Genomic DNA, 17,272 nt, shown 5'->3' on the forward strand with positions numbered 1-17,272 from the left:
AACGGGGGCATACCGTCGCGAACCGCGCGGGAGGGACGGGCGACTCGTCCCGCCCGGCGCCTCCCGCCCGGCCCCTCCCCCGCGGCCTCCTGCCGTCCGGCCCCTCCCCCGCGGCCTCCCCCCGCCCGATCCCTCCCCCGCGGCCTCCTGCCGTCCGGCTACGAACCCGCCTCGGCCGGCTCCGGCCTGATACGGAACAGCTCGCCACCGATCTGACCGATGAGCCCGCGCTCGTAGAGCATCAGCTCCGGGGCGATCCCGCCCTCCACCGGGCCTTCCGGCACCGGCACCCGGCCGCGCCAGCGCACGGCACCGCTGTCCAGGTCGAGACCCACCAGCCGCCCGGAGGGGCCGAGGTAGTACGCCATACGAGTGCCGAGATCCACCGCGGCGGCGGAGGGCAGTTCCCGCATCGTGGGATCGCCCGGCTCCGTGCGCAGCTTCAGTCCGAGGTCGCGCGACCACAGCCGCTTCCCGTCGTCGGCGGAGTAGGCGACGACGTCGCCGTTCCCGCCGGGCGTCAGGATGACGCCGTCGGCGACCACGCCCATCGGCAGGCCGTCGACGCGGTGCTGGGACACCTGGCCCGAGCCGACGTCGACGCGGGTGAGGGTGGCGGGGCCGGGGTCGCTGAGGAACTGCTGCCCGCCGGCCATGCCGCCCAGCAGGATGGCGTCCCCGTCCGTGCCGATGTAGGCGGTCGGGCCCTCGACGGACGCGACCGTCCGCGGCTCGCCGGTCGCCGGGTCCAGCCGGACGACGGTGCTGCGCCGCGGGCTCTCCTCACTGTCCGGCGAGCACATCAGGTACGGGACGCCGCCGATGGCGGCACGGTCGCAGTCCGCCTTGTCCCACGAGTACGTCCACAGCGTCCGGCCCGTCCGGTCGTCCAGCGCGACCACACTCCGGAAGGCCGGGGAGTTGGCGAGGATCCCGCCGTCGAACAGCACGGCGGAGGCACTGCTGCGGCTGTCGTCGGCCAGCTCGTGCTTCCACAGCACCCGCCGGCTGTCGATGTCGAGTGCGACGAGGTCGGTGCCGGCTCCGGACGTCCCCGGGGCGTGATCGGCGTAGGTGTACAGGATCCCGTCGCGGACGCCGGGCAGCGCCCCTGCCGGGGAGCTGCCGCCGTTGACGTCCTTGGCCTTGTGCTGCCACACGATCTTCCCGGTGCGGGCGTCCACGCCGATACCGTCGTACTCCTCCCCCCGGCAGTACACGGCACCGGGTCCGGTGGTGCAGGCGTCCCAGGACGTGCCGGGCAACGTCGTCCGCCACAGCAGCGTGCTCCGCTCACTCACCCGCGCCGGCGGCCGCGCCTTGTCGTCGCCGCCCGCGCCGGTGACGAGGACCGCGCCGAAGGTGATGCCGGCGAGGCCCAGGGCCGCTCCGGTGACGCGCGCCAGGTTCCGCCGTCGGCGGCGGCGCACGACGCGGTCGGCGATGTCCGCGGGAGCGCCCGGGTCGTCGGGGGTCCAGTGGTGCAGGACGTCCCGGATCGCGTGGTCGAGCCGGTCGGCGTTCATGTGCGGGCCCCCTTCGGTACGTCGCTGCTCAGGGTGGTGGCCGCGGCCGGTGCCGGGGCGGCCAGTTCCGGGGCGAGTCCGCGCAGCCGGGCCAGTGACCGGTGGGTGGTGCTGCGCACGGTGCCCACCGAACAGCCCAGGGCGCTCGCCACCTCCGTCTCGGACAGGTCCTCGAAATAGCGCAGCACCAGCATCGTGCGCTGCCGCGGAGTCAGCCGGGCGAGCGCCTGGCGCACCGTGATCCGCAGGTCGGCGTCGGACGTGCCGTCGGCGACACCGTGGCCCTCCGGCGGCGCGGCGAACGTCACCTCACGGTGCGGGCGGCGCAGTCGCCAGCGGCTGATCTGCTGGCGATACATCACCTTGCGCACGTAACCGTCCAGGTCCTCGATGTGCCGCCAGCGGCCCAGCGCCTTCATCAGAGCGATCTGCACCAGGTCCTCCGCCTCGTGCCGGTCGCCGCCGGTGAGCAGGTTCGCCAGGCGCAGCAGGGTGCTCCACCGGGCGTCGACGTAGTCCCGGAATCCCTCTTGGTCCTGCGGGTCCATGACCCCTCCCGTTCCCTCACGCCCACAAGGACGCGCGGACCCCGGCCGATCTATGCCAGCGTTCCCGGGATTCTTCCGCGAGCGGCGCAACCGGCGCCGGGGGGAGGGTGATACGAGGTTCAACTTAGGCTAGCCTTGCCTGCATGGCGAAGGTTCGTCGGCTCATGCCACAAGACCCCAGGATGTTCCGTGCCCACGTGGTGCGCACCGAACGCGTCTCCCCGTCCATGCAGCGCGTGACCGTCACCGGTCCGGACCTCGCCGAGTTCCCCTGGCTCGGGTATGACCACTGGTTCCGCCTCTTCCTCCGGCTCCCCCGCCAACACCGTCTCCGGCTCCCGGAGTTCACCGGGTCCCAGTGGTATCAGCCGTATCTCGCCATTCCCGAGGACGAACGGCCGCACTGCGCCAACTACTCCGTGGCCGACTTCCGTCAACAGACGGCGGAGATGGACATCGACTTCGTCGTGCACCGCGGCCCGGGGGGCGACATCGAGGGCAGGGCGGCGATCTGGGCCTGCCGTGCCGCCCCGGGAGACGCGCTCGCCCTGCTCGACCAGGGCATCCTCTTCGACTGCCCGCAGGACGCCTCCGAGGTCACCATCGTGGCCGACGAGACCGGCCTGCCCGCCACTGCCGGCATTCTGCGCTCCCTGCCGGACGGGACGGTCGGACGGCTCATCCAGGAGGTTCCCACCGCGGACGACAGGCGCGCGCTGAACGGACCGGCGGGAGTCGCGGTCTCCTGGGTCGTGCGCCAGGACGGCGCCACCGTCCCTGGCGTCGCGGCACTCCGTGAGCTTCGGCGGCTGTCCTCCGCCAGCGCGACGGGATACGCCTTCGTCGTCGGCGAGTCGGCCCTGGCCACCGAGGGCCGCAGGCATCTGCACCGTCTGGGCCTGCCCAAGGACCGCATCACCTTCTCGGGCTTCTGGAAGCACGAGAAGGCGCAGGCCGCCTGACGGCGGCCGGTCGCCGTCGAGAGCCGTCTACTGTGCCTGTGTCGCGATCTGGATGAGGTTGCCGCAGGTGTCGTCGAAGACGGCGACGGTGACGGGGCCCATCTCCAAAGGCTCCTGGGTGAAGCGGACGCCCAGATCGCGCAGGCGCTCGTATTCCGCCTTCACATCGTCGACGGCGAACTGCGCGAGCGGAATGCCGTCCTGGACGAGCGTGTCGCGGTAGGTCTTGACGGCCGGGTGGCCGGCGGGCTCGAGGAGGAGTTCGGTGCCGCCGGGCTCGTCGGGCGAGACGACCGTCAGCCACCGGTCCTGCTCCCCCACCGGTTCGTCGTGCTTCTTCACGAAGCCGAGAACCTCCGTGTAGAAACCCAGGGCCTTGGCCTGGTCGTCGACGAAGACACTGGTCATGTTGATCTTCATGGGGTGCTCTCTTCCGTTCGGGCTGTGGCGGGTGCGAGCCAGCGCTCGGTGATCCGCCTCAGCGGGGTTGTGTTCAGGTCGTGGAACTTGTACCGGCCCTCGCGCCTGGTCTCGACGAGCCCGGCGGCCTCCAGCACGGCGAGGTGCTGGGAGACCCCCTGACGCGAGATGCCGAGCTGGTGCTTCACGCTCAGTCGCGAGCAGATCTCGAACAGCGTCTGTCCGGACTTCTCCGCGAGCTCGTCGAGGATGGTGCGACGTGTGCGGTCGGCCAGGGCTTTGAAGAGGTCGTCGGCCACGACCCCAGGATAGGCAAGGATTCACTTGCCTATCAAGTCGAGGTGCCTCCTACGTCTTCCAGCAGCCGCGGACCGTCGTTGCGGACGTTGTTGACCGCCGTGGAGACGGGGCGGGCGTTCAGGTGGCCGTCGCCGGGCTGGTTCAGCAGGCCGCGCAGCCCCTCCGGGTCCTGGTGGGCGGGGTCGAGCCAGGCGTCGTAGTGCTCCTCGGCGACGGCCAGGGGCATCCGGGGATGCACGCGGCCGGCGGCATCGGTGGCCTGGGTGGTGACGACGGTGCAGGTCGTCAACCAGGCGGACCCGCCGTCGTCCCGCCCGGCGTCCGGGTCGCGCCAGTACTCGTACAGCCCGGCCAGAGCCATCACCCGGTCGTCCTCGGCGTGGATGAAGTACGGCTGCTTGCGAACCTTCCCCGTCTTCGGGTCCTCGAGCCGCTGCCACTCGTAGAAGCCGTCGGCGGGAAGAAGGCAGCGGCGCCGGGCGAACGCGGCACGGAAGGCCGGCTTCTCCTGGACGGTCTCCACCCGTGCGTTGATCATTCGGGCGCCGATCCGGACGTCCTTCGCCCATGACGGCACCAGTCCCCAGCGCAGCGGCCGCAACTGCCGCGTCGGGCGCGCGTCGTCGTCCGCGCCGCGCGAGATGCGCTCGAGGACGGCCCACACGTCGTCGGTCGGAGCCACGTTCCAGCTCGGCGCCAGGGTCTTCTCGACGCTCCGGTCGGCGACCCGGAAGAGCCCGGCCAGATCTTCGGGGCTACGGGTGGACGCGTACCGGCCACACATGAGTCCACCTTCCCACCTTCCGCCCGGGCGAGCACGCTCCTGAGGAGGGGATGGGGCCGGCAGGCGAGCGAGCGCGGGCGCAGGCTCGAGGAGTACGCCGACGGCGGGTCCCTGGCGACGGCCGGCCCGGAGGGCAACGAGTTCTGCGTCATCCCCGACGGACCGTTCGAGCTCGACGACGAGGGCCGCACCACCTACCTCGGCTGACGGGCCGCGCGAGCGGCCGGCACGCCGGTTGCCGCCGCCGGGACCTCCTCCTCTCCCCACCGAAAGCGCGGCGGCGCTGCCTCAGCCCTCTTCTCCCGGGACCGCCATTTCCCCGAGCCGCGACCAGTCCTCCTGTGGGACCGTCGCGTTGACGATGCGCGGCGTTTCCACCAGGTGGGGCGGCAACGTCTCACGTGCCGCGGCGAAGTGGTCCGAACCGACGTGCGCGGCACCGGCCTCGTCGTCACGGAACGCTTCGACCAGCACGTACTCGGTCGGGTCGTCGATGCCGCGGGACCAGTCGAACCAGAGGCACCCGGGCTCCGCGCGGGTCGCCTCGGTGAAGGCGCGGGTGATGTCGGGCCAGGCGTCGGCGTCTTCGGGCCGGACGCGGAACCTGGCGGTGATGAAGATCATGGACTGGCCTTTCGGGCGTTCGGACGGTGGCCGGCCAGGCGCTCGGGAAAGCGGTGGGACGGTCTGCCGAAGGAGGAGCCGGGGGAGGATCAGCGCCGGTCGACGATCCCCTCGACGATTCCCATCAGTCGGTCGCCCACCTGATCGATGCTTCCGTTCTGCGTGCTGACCTGCGCGCCTTCGAGTACGAAAGTGATCTCGGCCGCGGCCTGCTCCGGACGGGGCAGGCCGGCCTCGGTGCACATGCCGACCAGTCTGCGGGTCTGGTCCGCCTTGTGCTTCTCGATCACCTGTCGTGCGGGATGGGAGCGGTCGGGCAGTTCGGCGATGGAGTTGATGAACGGGCAGCCCCGGTGCGAGATGGCCGGCAACCCCTCGGCGATGAAGCGGGCCAGCCCCAGGATCTGCTCCCTGGGCCGGCCCGGGTTCTCGGCCTCGACGCGGTCGAAGGCCGCCCGGTAGTCGGCGGCGACGATGCGCAGCCACTCCGCGACCAGCGCGTCCTTGGTTTCGAAGTGCCGGTAGATCGCCATTTTGGTGGTCTCGGCCCGCTCGGCGATCGCCTGGACGCCCACCCGCCTGATCCCCTCGCTTTGGAAGAGCTCTTCCGCGGCGTCGAGGATCCGTTCGCGGGGGGGCAGTTTCGCGACTCTGCTCGGCCTGCCGGCGGTCGATGTCATGACTGCTCCGTGACGTCCGGTGGGTTCGGGCCTTTCCATTCCTGTTACGGTACCAGCCCGTCCCATGCGATACCGCTCGGTATCATCAGGGACCCAGTGGTATCGCTCGTTTCGATGGAGGGTGACAGTGAGAATCGCCGAATACGTGAACTTCGACGCGGTCGGACTCGCGGAGCTGGTGGCGAAGGGCGAGGTGTCCCCCGCCGAACTGGAAGCAACCGCACGCGAGGCCGCGCAGGCGGTCAATCCGCGGATCAACGCGGTCGTGGAGACCTGGCCGGCCGACGACGGGCCCAGCACCGGCAGCTCACCGCTGGCCGGAGTCCCCTTCCTGATCAAGGACATCGGAGTCTCCATGGCCGGGAGGCGAACGGAGCTGGGCAGCCGTCTCGCGGCCGGCAACGTCGCCGGCTCCGACTCCTTCCTCATGCTGCGCTTTCGCCGAGCCGGCCTCGTGACGTTCGGGCGTACCGCGACGCCGGAGATGGCCTACAGCATCACGACGGAACCAGTGCTGTACGGCCCGACCCGCAACCCGTGGGACCCGGAGCGGAGCGCGGGCGGGTCCAGCGGGGGCGCGGGCGCGGCGGTCGCTGCCGGGGTGGTTCCCCTCGCACACGCCACCGACGCCGCCGGCTCGCTCCGCATACCCGCCGCCTACAACGGCCTCTTCGGGCTGAAGCCCACCCGTGGCCGGGTCTCCATGGGCCCCGCCGCCGACGAGACGTTCAGCGGTCTGGCCGTGCACGGCTGTGTCAGCCGCACGGTACGGGACAGTGCGGCACTGCTCGACCAGATGCGCGGGCCGGAGCCGGGCGATCCCTACTTCGCCCAGGAGCCGCCCCGTCCGTACACGGAGGAAGTCACCCGCCACCCGGGCTCGCTGCGGATCGGCGTCCTCACCCATGCGTGGGGCGGACGCCGGACCGCGCCACCTGTGGCCGACGCCCTCTCCCGCACCGCGGGTCTGCTCGAGTCACTCGGCCACCAGGTGGAGGAGGCCAAGGTGGAGCTCGGGGCCGGCTGGGAGGACTTCGTCCTTGCCAACGCCCGTCTGATGACGGCGCATCTCACGGCCTCGGTCGACGAGTTGGCCGGCGCCTTCGACCGTCCCGTCGACTCCTCGACCCTGGAGCCGGTGACCCTTGCCGGCTACCACTACGGGCAGCGGGTCTCCGGCGCCCAGTTCGTCACCGCTCTCGCGATCCGGAACCGGGTCGCCCGGAGTCTGGCACGGTGCTTCGACGCCTACGACATACTGCTCACCCCGACCCTGCCGGAGCTTCCGATGCCGCTGGACACCTATGGCGAGGGCGCGCAGGAACTGGACGGCCTCGGCTGGATCGACCGCCTCAACGACCGCTCGCCGTTCACCATGCCGTTCAACGTGGCGGGTACGCCCGCCATGTCCGTGCCGGTGACGGCCGATGCCCAAACGGGCCTCCCGGTCGGTATGCAGTTCGCCGCCGGTTACGGACTCGAAGGCCGCCTCTTCCGCCTCGCCGGCCAACTCGAGCGAGCGGCCCCGTGGTCGGGCCGGACACCGACGGTGTGGGCGGGGAGCCCCACGGACCGCTGAGAAGTGCTTCAGGTGCGAAGCCGCCGGGCTCTTCGGCGCCGTGGCCCCCGGCACCCGTTCAGCCGTGGGCGACCGGGTCCAGAGCCAGGGCGGCGAAGGTCGCCAGCCAGTGGTCGGTGGTGAAGTCACCGCGTTCCACCGCCGGCAGCCCCGCCGACAGGTGCGCCCGGGCCGCCTCGTCCATGCGGGTGCGGACCGGTCCGTCGGGCAGGGCGTCCGCGAGGGAGCGCAGCGCGGCCGCCCTGCTGAGAGTCAGGCCGAGCAGATGGCCGATCTGCGGGTCGGCGTGATCGGAGACGACCGGTACGTCCAGGAGTGGACAGGGAACACCGGAACCCAGCGCGGGCAGGAAGCCGTCGAGCCACTGCGGGAACCTGTCCTTCGGGAGCACCCTGCGCATCGCGTCGGCCTCGCTCAGCGCCGGGGAGAGGAAGTCCTGTCCCGACGGTTCCCAGTGCGCGGGCGCGTCGTGGTCGTCGGTGAACCAGGCGAGCAGGCGTTCCCTCACGGCTCGGTCGGTCGCGGCCGACAGTTCTCCCGAGTCGAGCGCGAGGCCCAGCGCGAAGGCGCTGTTGGGGTGGTTGCCGTGGCGTACCGGATACGTGGCCTTGGGCAGCCAGTCGGCCAGCAGTCGGTCGACGGCTTCGACGGCCGGCGTCAGTGCCTCGGCCCAGCGGGCGCCCGCCGCGCCCCGGTGAGCCCGGCACTCGGCGGTGAGCGCGAGCAGCCAGGCCCAGCCGTAGGGCCGCTCGAAGGAGGGTCGGTCACGGAGGTAGGCGGCTTCGACGGCGAGATTGCCGGGGGTGAGGTGCCGGTCGAGCACGTCGACGGCCGGCCCCGTGTCCGGCAGTACGGGCGTACCGCCGTGCCGGCGGAGCAGGCGGACGAGCAGCCAGTGCATGTGGACCGAGGAGTGCCAGTCGTAGGCACCGTAGAAGGCGGGATGCAGGGAGCGGGGAGCCGGGCGCTCGTCGGGTGAGGTGATCAGGTGGGCGAGGAAGTTGGGGTACTCGCGGGTGATGTTGGCGAGGGCGAGCCCGGCGAAGGGGGCCGCGTAGGCGCTGAGCGGCATCAGTGGGTGGCTCCTTCGGTGACCTTCAGGTCCTGCTCCGGCGGTGTGCCGGCGGCTGTGACCAGCAGGGCGCGCAGGCCGTGGGCGACGGTGGCGGGTGGCAGGGACGGCGCGGTGCCGTCGGTGACCTGCTCCGGCGCCCAGGGCACGTGCACGAAACCGCCCCGTATGTGCGGGAACTCGGTGGCGATGAGGTGACCGAGGCCGTAGGCCACGTGGTTGCAGACGAAGGTGCCGGCCGTGTTGGAGACCGCGGCCGGGACACCGGCCTCCCGCATCGCGGCGACGCAGGCCTTGACGGGGAGGGTGGAGAAGTAGGCGGCGGGGCCGTCCGCGATCACCGGTTCGTCGATGGGCTGCCGGCCGGCGTTGTCGGGGATGCGCGCGTCGTCGAGGTTGAGGCCGGCGCGTTCGACGGTGACGCCGGGGCGTCCGCCCGCCTGGCCCAGGCAGAGCACCAGGTCGGGGGCTTTCGCGCGGATGGCGTCGCGCAGGGTGTCGAGGGACTTGCCGAAGACGCAGGGCAGTTCGGTGGCGGTGACCGTGAGCCCGGCGGGCGGTTCGGCGGCCACCAGGGTCGCCGCCCGCCAGGACGGGTTCACGCTCTCGCCGCCGAAGGGGGCGAAGCCGGTGATGAGGACTCGGGTCATGGGCATTCCTTGCGGGTCGTACGGGCGCCGGTCGGACGAGGGGCCGGAGCGGATGCTCAGAACGCGAAGAGCGACATGATGACGGTGCAGCAGCCGAGGAGCGCGATGCCCGTCGGCAGTTGCGCCTTGATCGGTCCGTACTGGTCCTTGAGCTCGAGCAGGGTGGCCGGGACGATGTTGAAGTTGGCCGCCATCGGCGTGCAGAGGGTGCCGGCGAAGCCGGCCAGCATGCCGATCGCGAGGACGGCGGGCTCGTTGCCGTGCATGTCCTGGATGAGCACGGGCCAGCCGATCGCCGCGGTCATCACCGGGAAGGCGGCGAAGGCGTTGCCCATGATGACGGTGAACAGGAACATGCCGACGCAGTACGCGATGACGGCGAGGTACTTGGAGTCGTCGGGCAGGACGTTGTTCACGATGTCGCCGACCTGTGTGCCGACTCCGGCGGCGGCGAAGATCGAGCCGAGTACGGCCAGCAGTTGGGGCAGGATCAGGGCGGAGCCCATCGCCTCCAGCATGGAGCGGCCGGAGTGGATCGGGACGGAGAGCTTGCGCTCGCCGGTGACCAGCATGCCGACGACGAGCGCGACGACGCATCCGAGGCCGAGTCCGAGGAGCGTGGCCTTGCCCGTCTCGAACAGTCCGGACTCGTCCAGCACGGAGGCGCAGACGATCGCGACGAGCGGGATGGTGAGGGCGGGGATGAAGATCCTGCTGCCGAGCCGGGTGGCGGAGGCCTCACGCTGTTCTCCGGTGGTGGTGACCGGGACGCCCTTGCCGAGGAAGTTGAAACCGGCGAGCACGATCAGGGTGAGGACCGCGACACCGAGCGGTTCGGCGGGCAGGGTCCAGTCACCGTTGCCGGCGGTGGCGTTGGCGACGCCGGTGCCGTAGGGGAAGGTGAGACCGAGCAGGCCCCAGAACGCGGCGGACGTCCACCGCTTGGGGTTGCTGCGGTCGGCGGCCATCTGCACCGCCATGACGACGAAGACGAGGCCTATCAGCCAGTAGAGCCATTCGACCTTGATCACTTGTCGGCCCCCTCGGGAAGCGGCAGGTCGTGCTCGGCGGCGGCCTGCGCCATCTCACGCTCCAGTTGCCGGTCCAGGAGCAGCAGCCTGGCGCCGTGGATGACGAAGGCGCAGACCGCTAGCGGGATCGCCCACAGGGCCAGCTGGGTCGGTTCGATCTCCTGCTGGTAGGTGGAGTTCACGAAACCGGTGATCAGCAGGATGGATCCGATCGCGATGAAGCAGTCCTCGCCGAAGAAGACGCCGACGGTGTCGGCCGACGCGGAGTAGGAGCGCACCTTCTCGCGCAGGCGGTCGGGCAGTTTGGCCCCCGTGGAGCGTTCGGCGGCGGCCTCGGCCATGGGGGCCACCAGGGGCCGCACGGTCTGCGCCGGGCCGCCGATGCTGTTCAGGCCGAAGGCCGCGGTGACCTGCCGGACCAGCAGGTAGACGGTGAGGAACCGGCCCGCGCTGAGCTTGCCGAGCCGACCGATGAGATTGCGGGCCTGTTCGCGCAGGCCGTAGCGCTCCAGCAGGCCGATCACCGGGAGCACGATGGCGAAGACGGTGACCGAGCGGCTGTCGGCGAAGGACCGGCCGAAGGCCGCGAGGACCTCCAGAGGGCTCATCTTGCCGAGCAGTCCGGTGACGATACCGGCGACGCCCACCACAAGGACGGGGTTGCGGCGCGTGACGAATCCGAGGATCACCACGACCACACCGAGGAGAACAATCATTCGGTGGCCTTCAGGCATGAGGGGGCAGAGCACGGACCCGGAAGCTGCGGAGCCATGACTTCATCGGTCCGGGGACCATAGCTCCAGATGCGTGGCAGATGCACGGACACTAGCGATCGTTGAACGATCTAACAAGAGGTGAATCTCGGAACCCTCTCCACTCACGATGTCCGCCGATGTCTTGTCGGATCGTTCAACAATCGATTACGTTCGGAGTGTGATCGACCTCAACGCAGACCTCGGTGAGGGCTTCGGCCGCTGGACCCTCACCGACGACGACGCCCTTCTCTCCGTCGTCACCAGCGCCAACGTCGCCTGCGGTTTCCACGCGGGCGACCCGTCGGTGATGCGCCGCGTCTGCGACCTCGCCGCCGAGCGCGGGGTGCGGATCGGAGCCCAGGTGTCCTACCGCGACCTGGCGGGCTTCGGACGGCGCGCCATGGACGTGCCCGCCGGTGAACTGGCGGCCGAGGTGGCGTACCAGATCGGCGCGCTCCGGGTGTTCGCCGAAGCCGCCGGGTCCGAAGTGGCCTACGTGAAGCCGCACGGCGCGCTCTACAACCGCACCGTCCACGACGCCGAGCAGGCCCGTGCCGTCGTGGCCGGGGTCCGGCTCGCGGGCGGTGCGCTGCCCGTACTCGGCCTCCCCGGCTCGCTGCTGCTCACCGCCGCGGGCGAGGCCGGGCTCACCTGCGTGCCCGAGGCCTTCGCGGACCGCGCCTACACCGCTCGGGGCACACTCGTCCCCCGCCGGGAGGCGGGCTCCGTGGTGACGGACGAGGACGCGGTGGTACGGCGCGCGCTGGCGTTCGCCGTACGGGGCGAGGTCGAGGCCGTGGACGGGACGACCGTCGCGGTCGCCGCCCGGTCCCTGTGCGTGCACGGCGACACCCCGAACGCGGCCAGGATCGCGGCGCGGGTGCGTGAGGCGCTGGAGTCGTCGGGGGTCGGGATCGGAGCGTTCGCATGACGGAGAGCCGGTCGCTCACCGTGCGTCCCGCCGGCCGCCACGCGCTGCTCGTCGAACTGCCCGACGCCGAGCGCACCGCGGCCTTCCACGCCGAAGTGCTGCGGCGGCGGGCGGCCGGGTCCCTGCCTCCCGTGGAAGAGATCGTGCCGGGAGCGCGGACCGTCCTGCTGGACGGGGTGCCGGACCCGGACGCGCTGGCGCGCCGGCTCACCGGGTGGGAGGTGGCGCCGGGCGCCGACGACGACGGGGACCTCGTGGAGATCGCGGTGCGCTACGACGGGCCGGACCTGGCCGACGTGGCGGCGGTGTGGGGTGTCGCCCCCGAGGAGGTCGCCGCACGCCACACCGCCCACGCCTACCGTGTCGCGTTCTGCGGTTTCGCACCCGGCTTCGCCTACCTCACCGGTCTTCCCGCCGAGCTGCACGTGCCCCGCAGGGCCACGCCCAGGACCCGGGTCCCGGCGGGCGCGGTCGCCCTGGCCGGCCCCTACAGCGCCGTCTACCCCCGCTCCACGCCGGGCGGCTGGCAGCTGATCGGCACCATGCCGGACGCGGGCTCCCTGTGGGACCCCGCGCGGGAGCGGGCGGCGCTCCTCGCACCGGGGACACGCGTGCGCTTCGTCACAGCGGACGCCGCCCCGGGAGGCACGGGATGACGGCGAAGCTCACGACCGTGCGCTCCGGCGCCCTCACCACGGTGCAGGACGCCGGGCGGCGCGGCTACGCCCACCTGGGAGTTCCCCGCTCCGGCGCCTTGGACGCGCCCGCGATGCGGCTCGCCAACCGGCTGCTCGGCAACGACCCGGACGCCGCCGTCCTGGAGACCACCCTGACCGGCTGCGCCCTCAGACCCGACCGAGCCATGACCGCGGTGGTCGGCGGCGCGCACTGCCCAGTCACCGTGGACGGACGTCCTGCCGCCTGGGGGGCGCCCGTGCGGGTGCCCGCGGGTGCGGTTCTGAACGTGGGAACGGCGACCGCGGGCGTGCGCTCGTACGTGGCGGTGGCCGGGGGCATCGCGACCGATCCCGTCCTCGGCAGCCGCTCGACGGATCTGCTCTCGGGGCTGGGCCCCGAGCCCCTGCGGGACGGGGACGTCGTACCGGTGGGTCTCCCCCGGCCGGTGGCACTGTCCGTCGCCGCTCCCTGGCCCGGACCGCCCGCCGAACTCGTCCTTCCGGTACGCCTCGGCCCCCGCGCCGACTGGTTCGCGCCGGCCGCCCTGCGTACCCTCACCTCGGCCACGTACCGCGTCTCCCCGCACAGCAACCGGATCGGCCTGCGTACCGAGGGGCCGCCGCTGGAACGGGCTTCGGCGGGTGAACTGCCCAGTGAGGGCGTCGTCCTGGGCGCCGTTCAGGTCCCGCCGGACGGACGCCCTGTGATCTTCCTGCACGACCACCCCACGACTGGTGGCTACCCGGTCGTCGCGGTCGTCGCGGAACCCGCCCTGGCGGCGGCCGCCCAGGCCGCGGTCGGGACACCGGTGCGCTTCACGCTCGGCTGAGGCCCCGGCGACGAAGTACGAGAGCCTGGTCCCTGGCAGTCGTCGGCGAAGCCCGGCCGCAGGCGCATCCGGTCGTCGCGACGGCCCGGCTCACCGGAGCGGGTGCCGACGGTCAGAGGCTGGTGAGCAGGTCGTCGAGCGGGGCGGGTACGCGGTCGGGGTCGAGGGCTCCGACCAGGACGCCGGCGTAGTGGATCTTGCGCCCCTTCTTCGTGCCGAGGAAGCGGCGCAACTGCTGCCGCGCGGTGCGGCCCTGCTGCGCGGGTTGGCGAAGGAAGGTCCGCAGGGCTCGCATGTCGCCCTCGGCCCGGACGAGTTCCTCCACCCGTGGCACGCCCAGCGCGCGGATGAGCTCGTCCTCCAGATCCGCCGCGCACACGAAGTACCGGTGGTCTGCCGCGCCGGCCCGCTCCAGGGCTCGGTCGTAGTAGGGGTGCTCCCTCTCGTCGCAGAGTCCGGTGAGGCGGAGCCCCAGACCGGTCGGTCCGAGGAAGCGCGCGAAGCGTCCGACGTTCATCGCGCCGCCCATCGACAGGACGCACACTCCTTCTTCCTCCAGGTCCCGGCCGTGCGCCGCGGCCAGCGCGCCTACCGCGGCGACGTCGCTCGGGCCTTCCAGCAGGACCACCGCCCGGACGGGCAGGCGCGCCGCGAGCTCACGCGCGGGGGTGTCCGGGCCACCCGGCGCCCACTGGATGACCGCCTCGCGGAACGCCCCCATGTCAGTCATGAGACGAGTCTCCGCCTTTCCCGGCCGCCACGGTAGTGATTTCCCGTCGCGGCACGGGGCGGACCGCTCAGGGCCCGGCGCGGCAAGCGGGAGCAGCCGCCTCCATGGACAGTCGCCGACCCGCTGTGATGTGATCCGTACGGCGGAACGGTCCTGCTTGGCGCGGTCACAGGTGATCCCAGGTGCCGCGCGAGGACGGCCGGCCCCCACGTCATGTCTTCCGCCACTCGCTGTGCCCGTGGGCCCCGCATCGCCACGGCGAGCGTCCGGGCCCGTCCCCCCAGGCTCGAAAGTTCCGTACTCATGCAGAAGACCAAGGCCGCGCTCTGGGAATTCCTCCAGGGACTCGGCAAGACGTTCATGCTGCCGGTGGCCCTGCTCGCGTTCTGCGGCATCATGCTGGGCATCGGTTCCTCGCTCTCCAGCGAGGCCGTCACTGACAACGTTGCCTTCCTGAAGGGCGAGGGCTGGCACCTCGTCTTCACGTGGATGGCCAACACCGGGTTGGTCGCCTTCACCTTCCTGCCCGTCCTCTTCGCGATGGCGATCCCGCTCGGTCTCGCCCGTGAGGACAAGGGGGTGGCCGCCTTCTCGGGTTTCGTCGGCTTCGCCGCCATGAATCTGGCGGTGAACTTCTACCTCACCGCCAAGGGCGTCGACTTCGAGGACGAGAAGGCGATCGAGCACTACGGCATAGCCGACGTGCTGGGTGTGCGGTCCATCGACACCGGGCTTCTCGGCGCCGTGGCCGTTGGCATCGTTGTCAGCCTTCTCCACCGGCGCTTTCGCACCCAACGGATGCCTGACGCGCTGGCCTTCTTCGGCGGGCTGCGCTTCGTCCCGATCGTCTCGGCCCTGGTCCTGAGCGTGCTCGGCCTGCTCATCCCGCTGCTCTGGCCGACCTTCAACGGCTGGATCACCGCCGTGGGCCGGGGCATCGGACACACCGGGGTGTTCGGGCCGTTCTTCTTCGGCATGGGAGAGGTGCTGCTGCGGCCGATCGGGCTGCACCACATCCTCGTGGCCATGTTCCGCTTCACGGACGTCGGCGGTGCGGGAACCGTGTGCGGCGACCAGGTCTCCGGCGCCCTGAACATGTTCTACGCCCAGCTGGACTGCTCGGCCGCCCCGAACAGCGCGGTCACCGACGCCACGCACTTCCTCTCCCAGGGCAAGATGGCGGCCTATCTGGGCGGCCTCCCGGGCGCCGCGCTCGCGATGTACCACTGCGCGAACCGGCGGATGCGCCCCGAGATCAAGGCGCTGCTCGTGTCGGGTGTCGTGGCCTGCGTAGTGGGTGGCATCACGGAGCCGTTGGAGTTCCTGTTCCTCTTCGTCGCCCCGTGGCTGTACGCCATCCACGCGGTTCTGGTCGGACTCGGGTTCCTCACGGCGGCCGGGCTCGGCGTCTTCATCGGGAACACCGACGGCAATGTCATCGACTGGATCGTCTTCGGCGTCCTGCAGGGCTCGACGACCAAGTGGTATCTCGTGCCGGTGATCGCGGCGGTGTGGTTCACCGTGTACTACTTCCTGTTCCGCTGGGCGATCACCCGCTTCGACCTGAGGACTCCCGGGCGCGAGGACCTCTCGGCACAGGACGGGGACGAACAGGACGGGGACGAACGGAACGAGAACGAACGGGACGAGGTGGAGGACGCCGCCCCGGACGAGGCGGCGGGACCCGAGCGTGAGCTGGTCGCGGGGAAGTACGACGCCGCCGCCATCCTCGACGCGATCGGCGGCGCCGACAACATCCGGTCCCTGGACAACTGCATCACACGTCTGCGGATGACGGTCCAGGACGCCGAACGGGTCGACGAGGCACGGCTGAAGAAGCTGGGGGCCGTGGGAGTCATCAAACTCGACGGCCACAACGTGCAGGTCGTCATCGGCCCGCAGGTCCAGTCGGTGAAGGACGCCATCGCCACGATGATCCCGGTGGGCTGACCATGACCTCCTCCCCCGCCGGCCACCCTGTCCGCGGCACCTCGCCTGCGCCCTACGACTTCGACACCCCGGTGGACCGGCACGGCACCTGGTGCACGCAGTGGGACTACGTCGAAGACCGCTTCGGCGTGCCTGATCTGCTGCCTTTCACGATCTCCGACATGGACTTCGAGACCGCCCCGGAGGTCATCGCGGCACTCCGCGCACGCCTGGACCACGGGGTCCTCGGCTACTCGCGGTGGCGCCAGGACGACTTCCTCTCCGCGATCGTCCACTGGTACGCGACGCGGCACGCCACGGACGTGGCGCCCGAGTCGGTCGTCTACGCGCCCTCCGTCGTCTACCAGGTCTCGCAGCTGCTGCGGCTGTGGTCGCGCCCCGGTGACGGCGTGGTCGTCCACACACCCATGTACGACGCGTTCCCCAAGACGGTGGCGGCCCACGGGCGTCGGCTCCGGCGGTGTCCGATGGACGACTGGGCGGAGTTGGAGCGGCTCCTGGCGCTCGACGACACGGCCGTACTGCTGCTGTGCTCACCGCACAATCCGACGGGCAGGGTGTGGTCGGCGGACGAACTGGACCGGATGGCCCGGCTGTGCGCGCGGTACGACGTGGCGGTCATCAGCGACGAGATCCACTCCGACCTCGCGTATGCCCCGCACGTCCACCGGCCCTGGGCCCGGCACGGCGGCGACGGTCGTTGGGCCGTGCTCACCTCGGCCTCCAAGTCGTTCAACATCCCCGCGCTGACCGGCAGTTACGGAATCATCCGCGATCCCGCGACACGCGAGGCCTACCTGCGCCGGCTCAAGGAGGCGGACGGTCTCTCCTCCCCCGCGGTGCTGTCCCTGGTCGGCCACATCGCCGCGTACCGCGAGGGAGCGCCCTGGCTGGACGCCCTGCGCGGATACCTCGCGGGCAACCTCGCGATGGTGGCCGGCCGTCTCCGTGAGGAGTTCCCCCAGCTCGGCTGGGAGCCTCCGCAGGCGGGATACCTGGCCTGGATCGACCTGCGGCCGCTCGGCGTCGACGACGACGCGCTTCAGCGCGACCTCGTGGAGGTGGAGAAGGTGGCCGTCATGCCGGGGGCCACCTACGGCTGCCCGGGACGCGTGCGGCTCAACGTCGGGTGCCCTCGGTCGAAGGCGGAGGCGGGTGTCGAGGCCCTGGTGCGGGCGTTGCGCCGGATCACCCGGCCGGAGGGGGCGACGACCCCGTCCTGA

Annotated in this window: 19 protein-coding genes; 7 read left to right on the forward strand and 12 right to left on the reverse strand. The window is 71.4% G+C overall.

Going from position 1 to position 17,272, the window contains the following annotated elements:
* Positions 1-158: 158 nt before the first annotated feature.
* Together QC283_RS08990 and QC283_RS08995 are read right to left on the reverse strand one after the other, a co-directional pair.
* The gene (locus tag QC283_RS08990; RefSeq protein ID WP_279560854.1) at positions 159-1,526 is read right to left on the reverse strand and encodes an outer membrane protein assembly factor BamB family protein; all 1,368 of its coding nucleotides are present in this window, start codon (positions 1,524-1,526) and stop codon (positions 159-161) included.
* The gene (locus tag QC283_RS08995) at positions 1,523-2,074 is read right to left on the reverse strand and encodes a SigE family RNA polymerase sigma factor (protein ID WP_279560855.1); all 552 of its coding nucleotides are present in this window, start codon (positions 2,072-2,074) and stop codon (positions 1,523-1,525) included. The genes QC283_RS08990 and QC283_RS08995 overlap by 4 nt, the downstream gene beginning before the upstream one ends.
* A gap of 143 nt (positions 2,075-2,217) precedes the next feature.
* Between QC283_RS08995 and QC283_RS09000 the strand changes: the two genes are divergently transcribed.
* On the forward strand, positions 2,218-3,036 hold the full coding sequence (locus QC283_RS09000; RefSeq protein WP_279560856.1) for a siderophore-interacting protein: 819 nt from the start codon (positions 2,218-2,220) through the stop codon (positions 3,034-3,036).
* Positions 3,037-3,063: 27 nt separating this feature from the next.
* Here QC283_RS09000 and QC283_RS09005 read toward each other — a convergent pair whose 3' ends face one another.
* From QC283_RS09005 to QC283_RS09030, 5 genes are all read right to left on the reverse strand, one after another.
* Positions 3,064-3,456, reverse strand: a complete 393-nt coding sequence (locus QC283_RS09005) for a VOC family protein (protein ID WP_279560857.1) — start codon at positions 3,454-3,456, stop codon at positions 3,064-3,066.
* The gene (locus tag QC283_RS09010; protein ID WP_279560858.1) at positions 3,453-3,755 is read right to left on the reverse strand and encodes an ArsR/SmtB family transcription factor; all 303 of its coding nucleotides are present in this window, start codon (positions 3,753-3,755) and stop codon (positions 3,453-3,455) included. The genes QC283_RS09005 and QC283_RS09010 overlap by 4 nt, the downstream gene beginning before the upstream one ends.
* 32 nt (positions 3,756-3,787) lie before the next feature.
* Complete coding sequence (locus QC283_RS09015; protein ID WP_279560859.1) at positions 3,788-4,540, reverse strand: SOS response-associated peptidase; 753 nt, start codon at positions 4,538-4,540, stop codon at positions 3,788-3,790.
* Between the two features lie 288 nt (positions 4,541-4,828).
* Positions 4,829-5,164: a putative quinol monooxygenase gene (locus QC283_RS09025; protein ID WP_279560860.1), complete on the reverse strand. Its 336-nt coding sequence runs from the start codon at positions 5,162-5,164 to the stop codon at positions 4,829-4,831.
* Between the two features lie 89 nt (positions 5,165-5,253).
* Positions 5,254-5,844, reverse strand: a complete 591-nt coding sequence (locus QC283_RS09030; protein WP_279560861.1) for a TetR/AcrR family transcriptional regulator — start codon at positions 5,842-5,844, stop codon at positions 5,254-5,256.
* Positions 5,845-5,971: 127 nt separating this feature from the next.
* Here QC283_RS09030 and QC283_RS09035 point away from each other — a divergent pair, with 127 nt between their 5' ends.
* The gene (locus QC283_RS09035) at positions 5,972-7,423 is read left to right on the forward strand and encodes an amidase (RefSeq protein WP_279560862.1); all 1,452 of its coding nucleotides are present in this window, start codon (positions 5,972-5,974) and stop codon (positions 7,421-7,423) included.
* A gap of 58 nt (positions 7,424-7,481) precedes the next feature.
* On the opposite strand, the gene QC283_RS09040 is transcribed toward QC283_RS09035, so the two are convergent.
* The 4 genes from QC283_RS09040 to QC283_RS09055 are packed head-to-tail and all read right to left on the reverse strand — an operon-like array spanning position 7,482 to position 10,892.
* Positions 7,482-8,495 carry a DUF2891 domain-containing protein gene (locus tag QC283_RS09040; RefSeq protein ID WP_279560863.1) on the reverse strand — a complete coding sequence of 338 codons (1,014 nt, stop codon included), beginning with the start codon at positions 8,493-8,495 and terminating at the stop codon, positions 7,482-7,484.
* On the reverse strand, positions 8,495-9,145 hold the full coding sequence (gene pcp / locus QC283_RS09045; RefSeq protein WP_279560864.1) for a pyroglutamyl-peptidase I: 651 nt from the start codon (positions 9,143-9,145) through the stop codon (positions 8,495-8,497). Before pcp ends, QC283_RS09040 begins: the two co-directional genes overlap by 1 nt.
* Before the next feature lie 56 nt (positions 9,146-9,201).
* Positions 9,202-10,176, reverse strand: coding sequence for a DUF979 domain-containing protein (locus QC283_RS09050; RefSeq protein ID WP_279560865.1), 975 nt, complete (start codon positions 10,174-10,176; stop codon positions 9,202-9,204).
* Positions 10,173-10,892: a DUF969 domain-containing protein gene (locus tag QC283_RS09055; RefSeq protein WP_279560866.1), complete on the reverse strand. Its 720-nt coding sequence runs from the start codon at positions 10,890-10,892 to the stop codon at positions 10,173-10,175. The genes QC283_RS09050 and QC283_RS09055 overlap by 4 nt, the downstream gene beginning before the upstream one ends.
* A 217-nt stretch (positions 10,893-11,109) precedes the next feature.
* On the opposite strand from QC283_RS09055, the gene QC283_RS09060 reads away from it, so the two are divergent.
* From QC283_RS09060 to QC283_RS09070, 3 genes are read left to right on the forward strand one after another with little or no spacing between them, the layout of a single operon-like run.
* A complete protein-coding gene (locus QC283_RS09060) occupies positions 11,110-11,862 on the forward strand; it encodes a LamB/YcsF family protein (RefSeq protein ID WP_279560867.1) in 753 nt (250 codons plus the stop codon).
* Positions 11,859-12,518, forward strand: a complete 660-nt coding sequence (locus QC283_RS09065) for a 5-oxoprolinase subunit B family protein (RefSeq protein ID WP_279560868.1) — start codon at positions 11,859-11,861, stop codon at positions 12,516-12,518. The genes QC283_RS09060 and QC283_RS09065 overlap by 4 nt, the downstream gene beginning before the upstream one ends.
* Positions 12,515-13,369, forward strand: coding sequence for a biotin-dependent carboxyltransferase family protein (locus QC283_RS09070; RefSeq protein WP_279560869.1), 855 nt, complete (start codon positions 12,515-12,517; stop codon positions 13,367-13,369). The genes QC283_RS09065 and QC283_RS09070 overlap by 4 nt, the downstream gene beginning before the upstream one ends.
* Before the next feature lie 112 nt (positions 13,370-13,481).
* Here QC283_RS09070 and QC283_RS09075 read toward each other — a convergent pair whose 3' ends face one another.
* The gene (locus QC283_RS09075) at positions 13,482-14,099 is read right to left on the reverse strand and encodes a TOPRIM nucleotidyl transferase/hydrolase domain-containing protein (RefSeq protein ID WP_279560870.1); all 618 of its coding nucleotides are present in this window, start codon (positions 14,097-14,099) and stop codon (positions 13,482-13,484) included.
* Between the two features lie 303 nt (positions 14,100-14,402).
* Between QC283_RS09075 and malX the strand changes: the two genes are divergently transcribed.
* The gene (gene malX, locus QC283_RS09080; protein WP_279560871.1) at positions 14,403-16,049 is read left to right on the forward strand and encodes a maltose/glucose-specific PTS transporter subunit IIBC; all 1,647 of its coding nucleotides are present in this window, start codon (positions 14,403-14,405) and stop codon (positions 16,047-16,049) included.
* Positions 16,050-16,051: 2 nt separating this feature from the next.
* Positions 16,052-17,272, forward strand: a complete 1,221-nt coding sequence (locus tag QC283_RS09085; RefSeq protein WP_279560872.1) for a MalY/PatB family protein — start codon at positions 16,052-16,054, stop codon at positions 17,270-17,272.

This window comes from Streptomyces sp. DH41, assembly GCF_029813785.1.
In the GTDB taxonomy this organism is placed as follows: Bacteria; Actinomycetota; Actinomycetes; order Streptomycetales; family Streptomycetaceae; genus Streptomyces.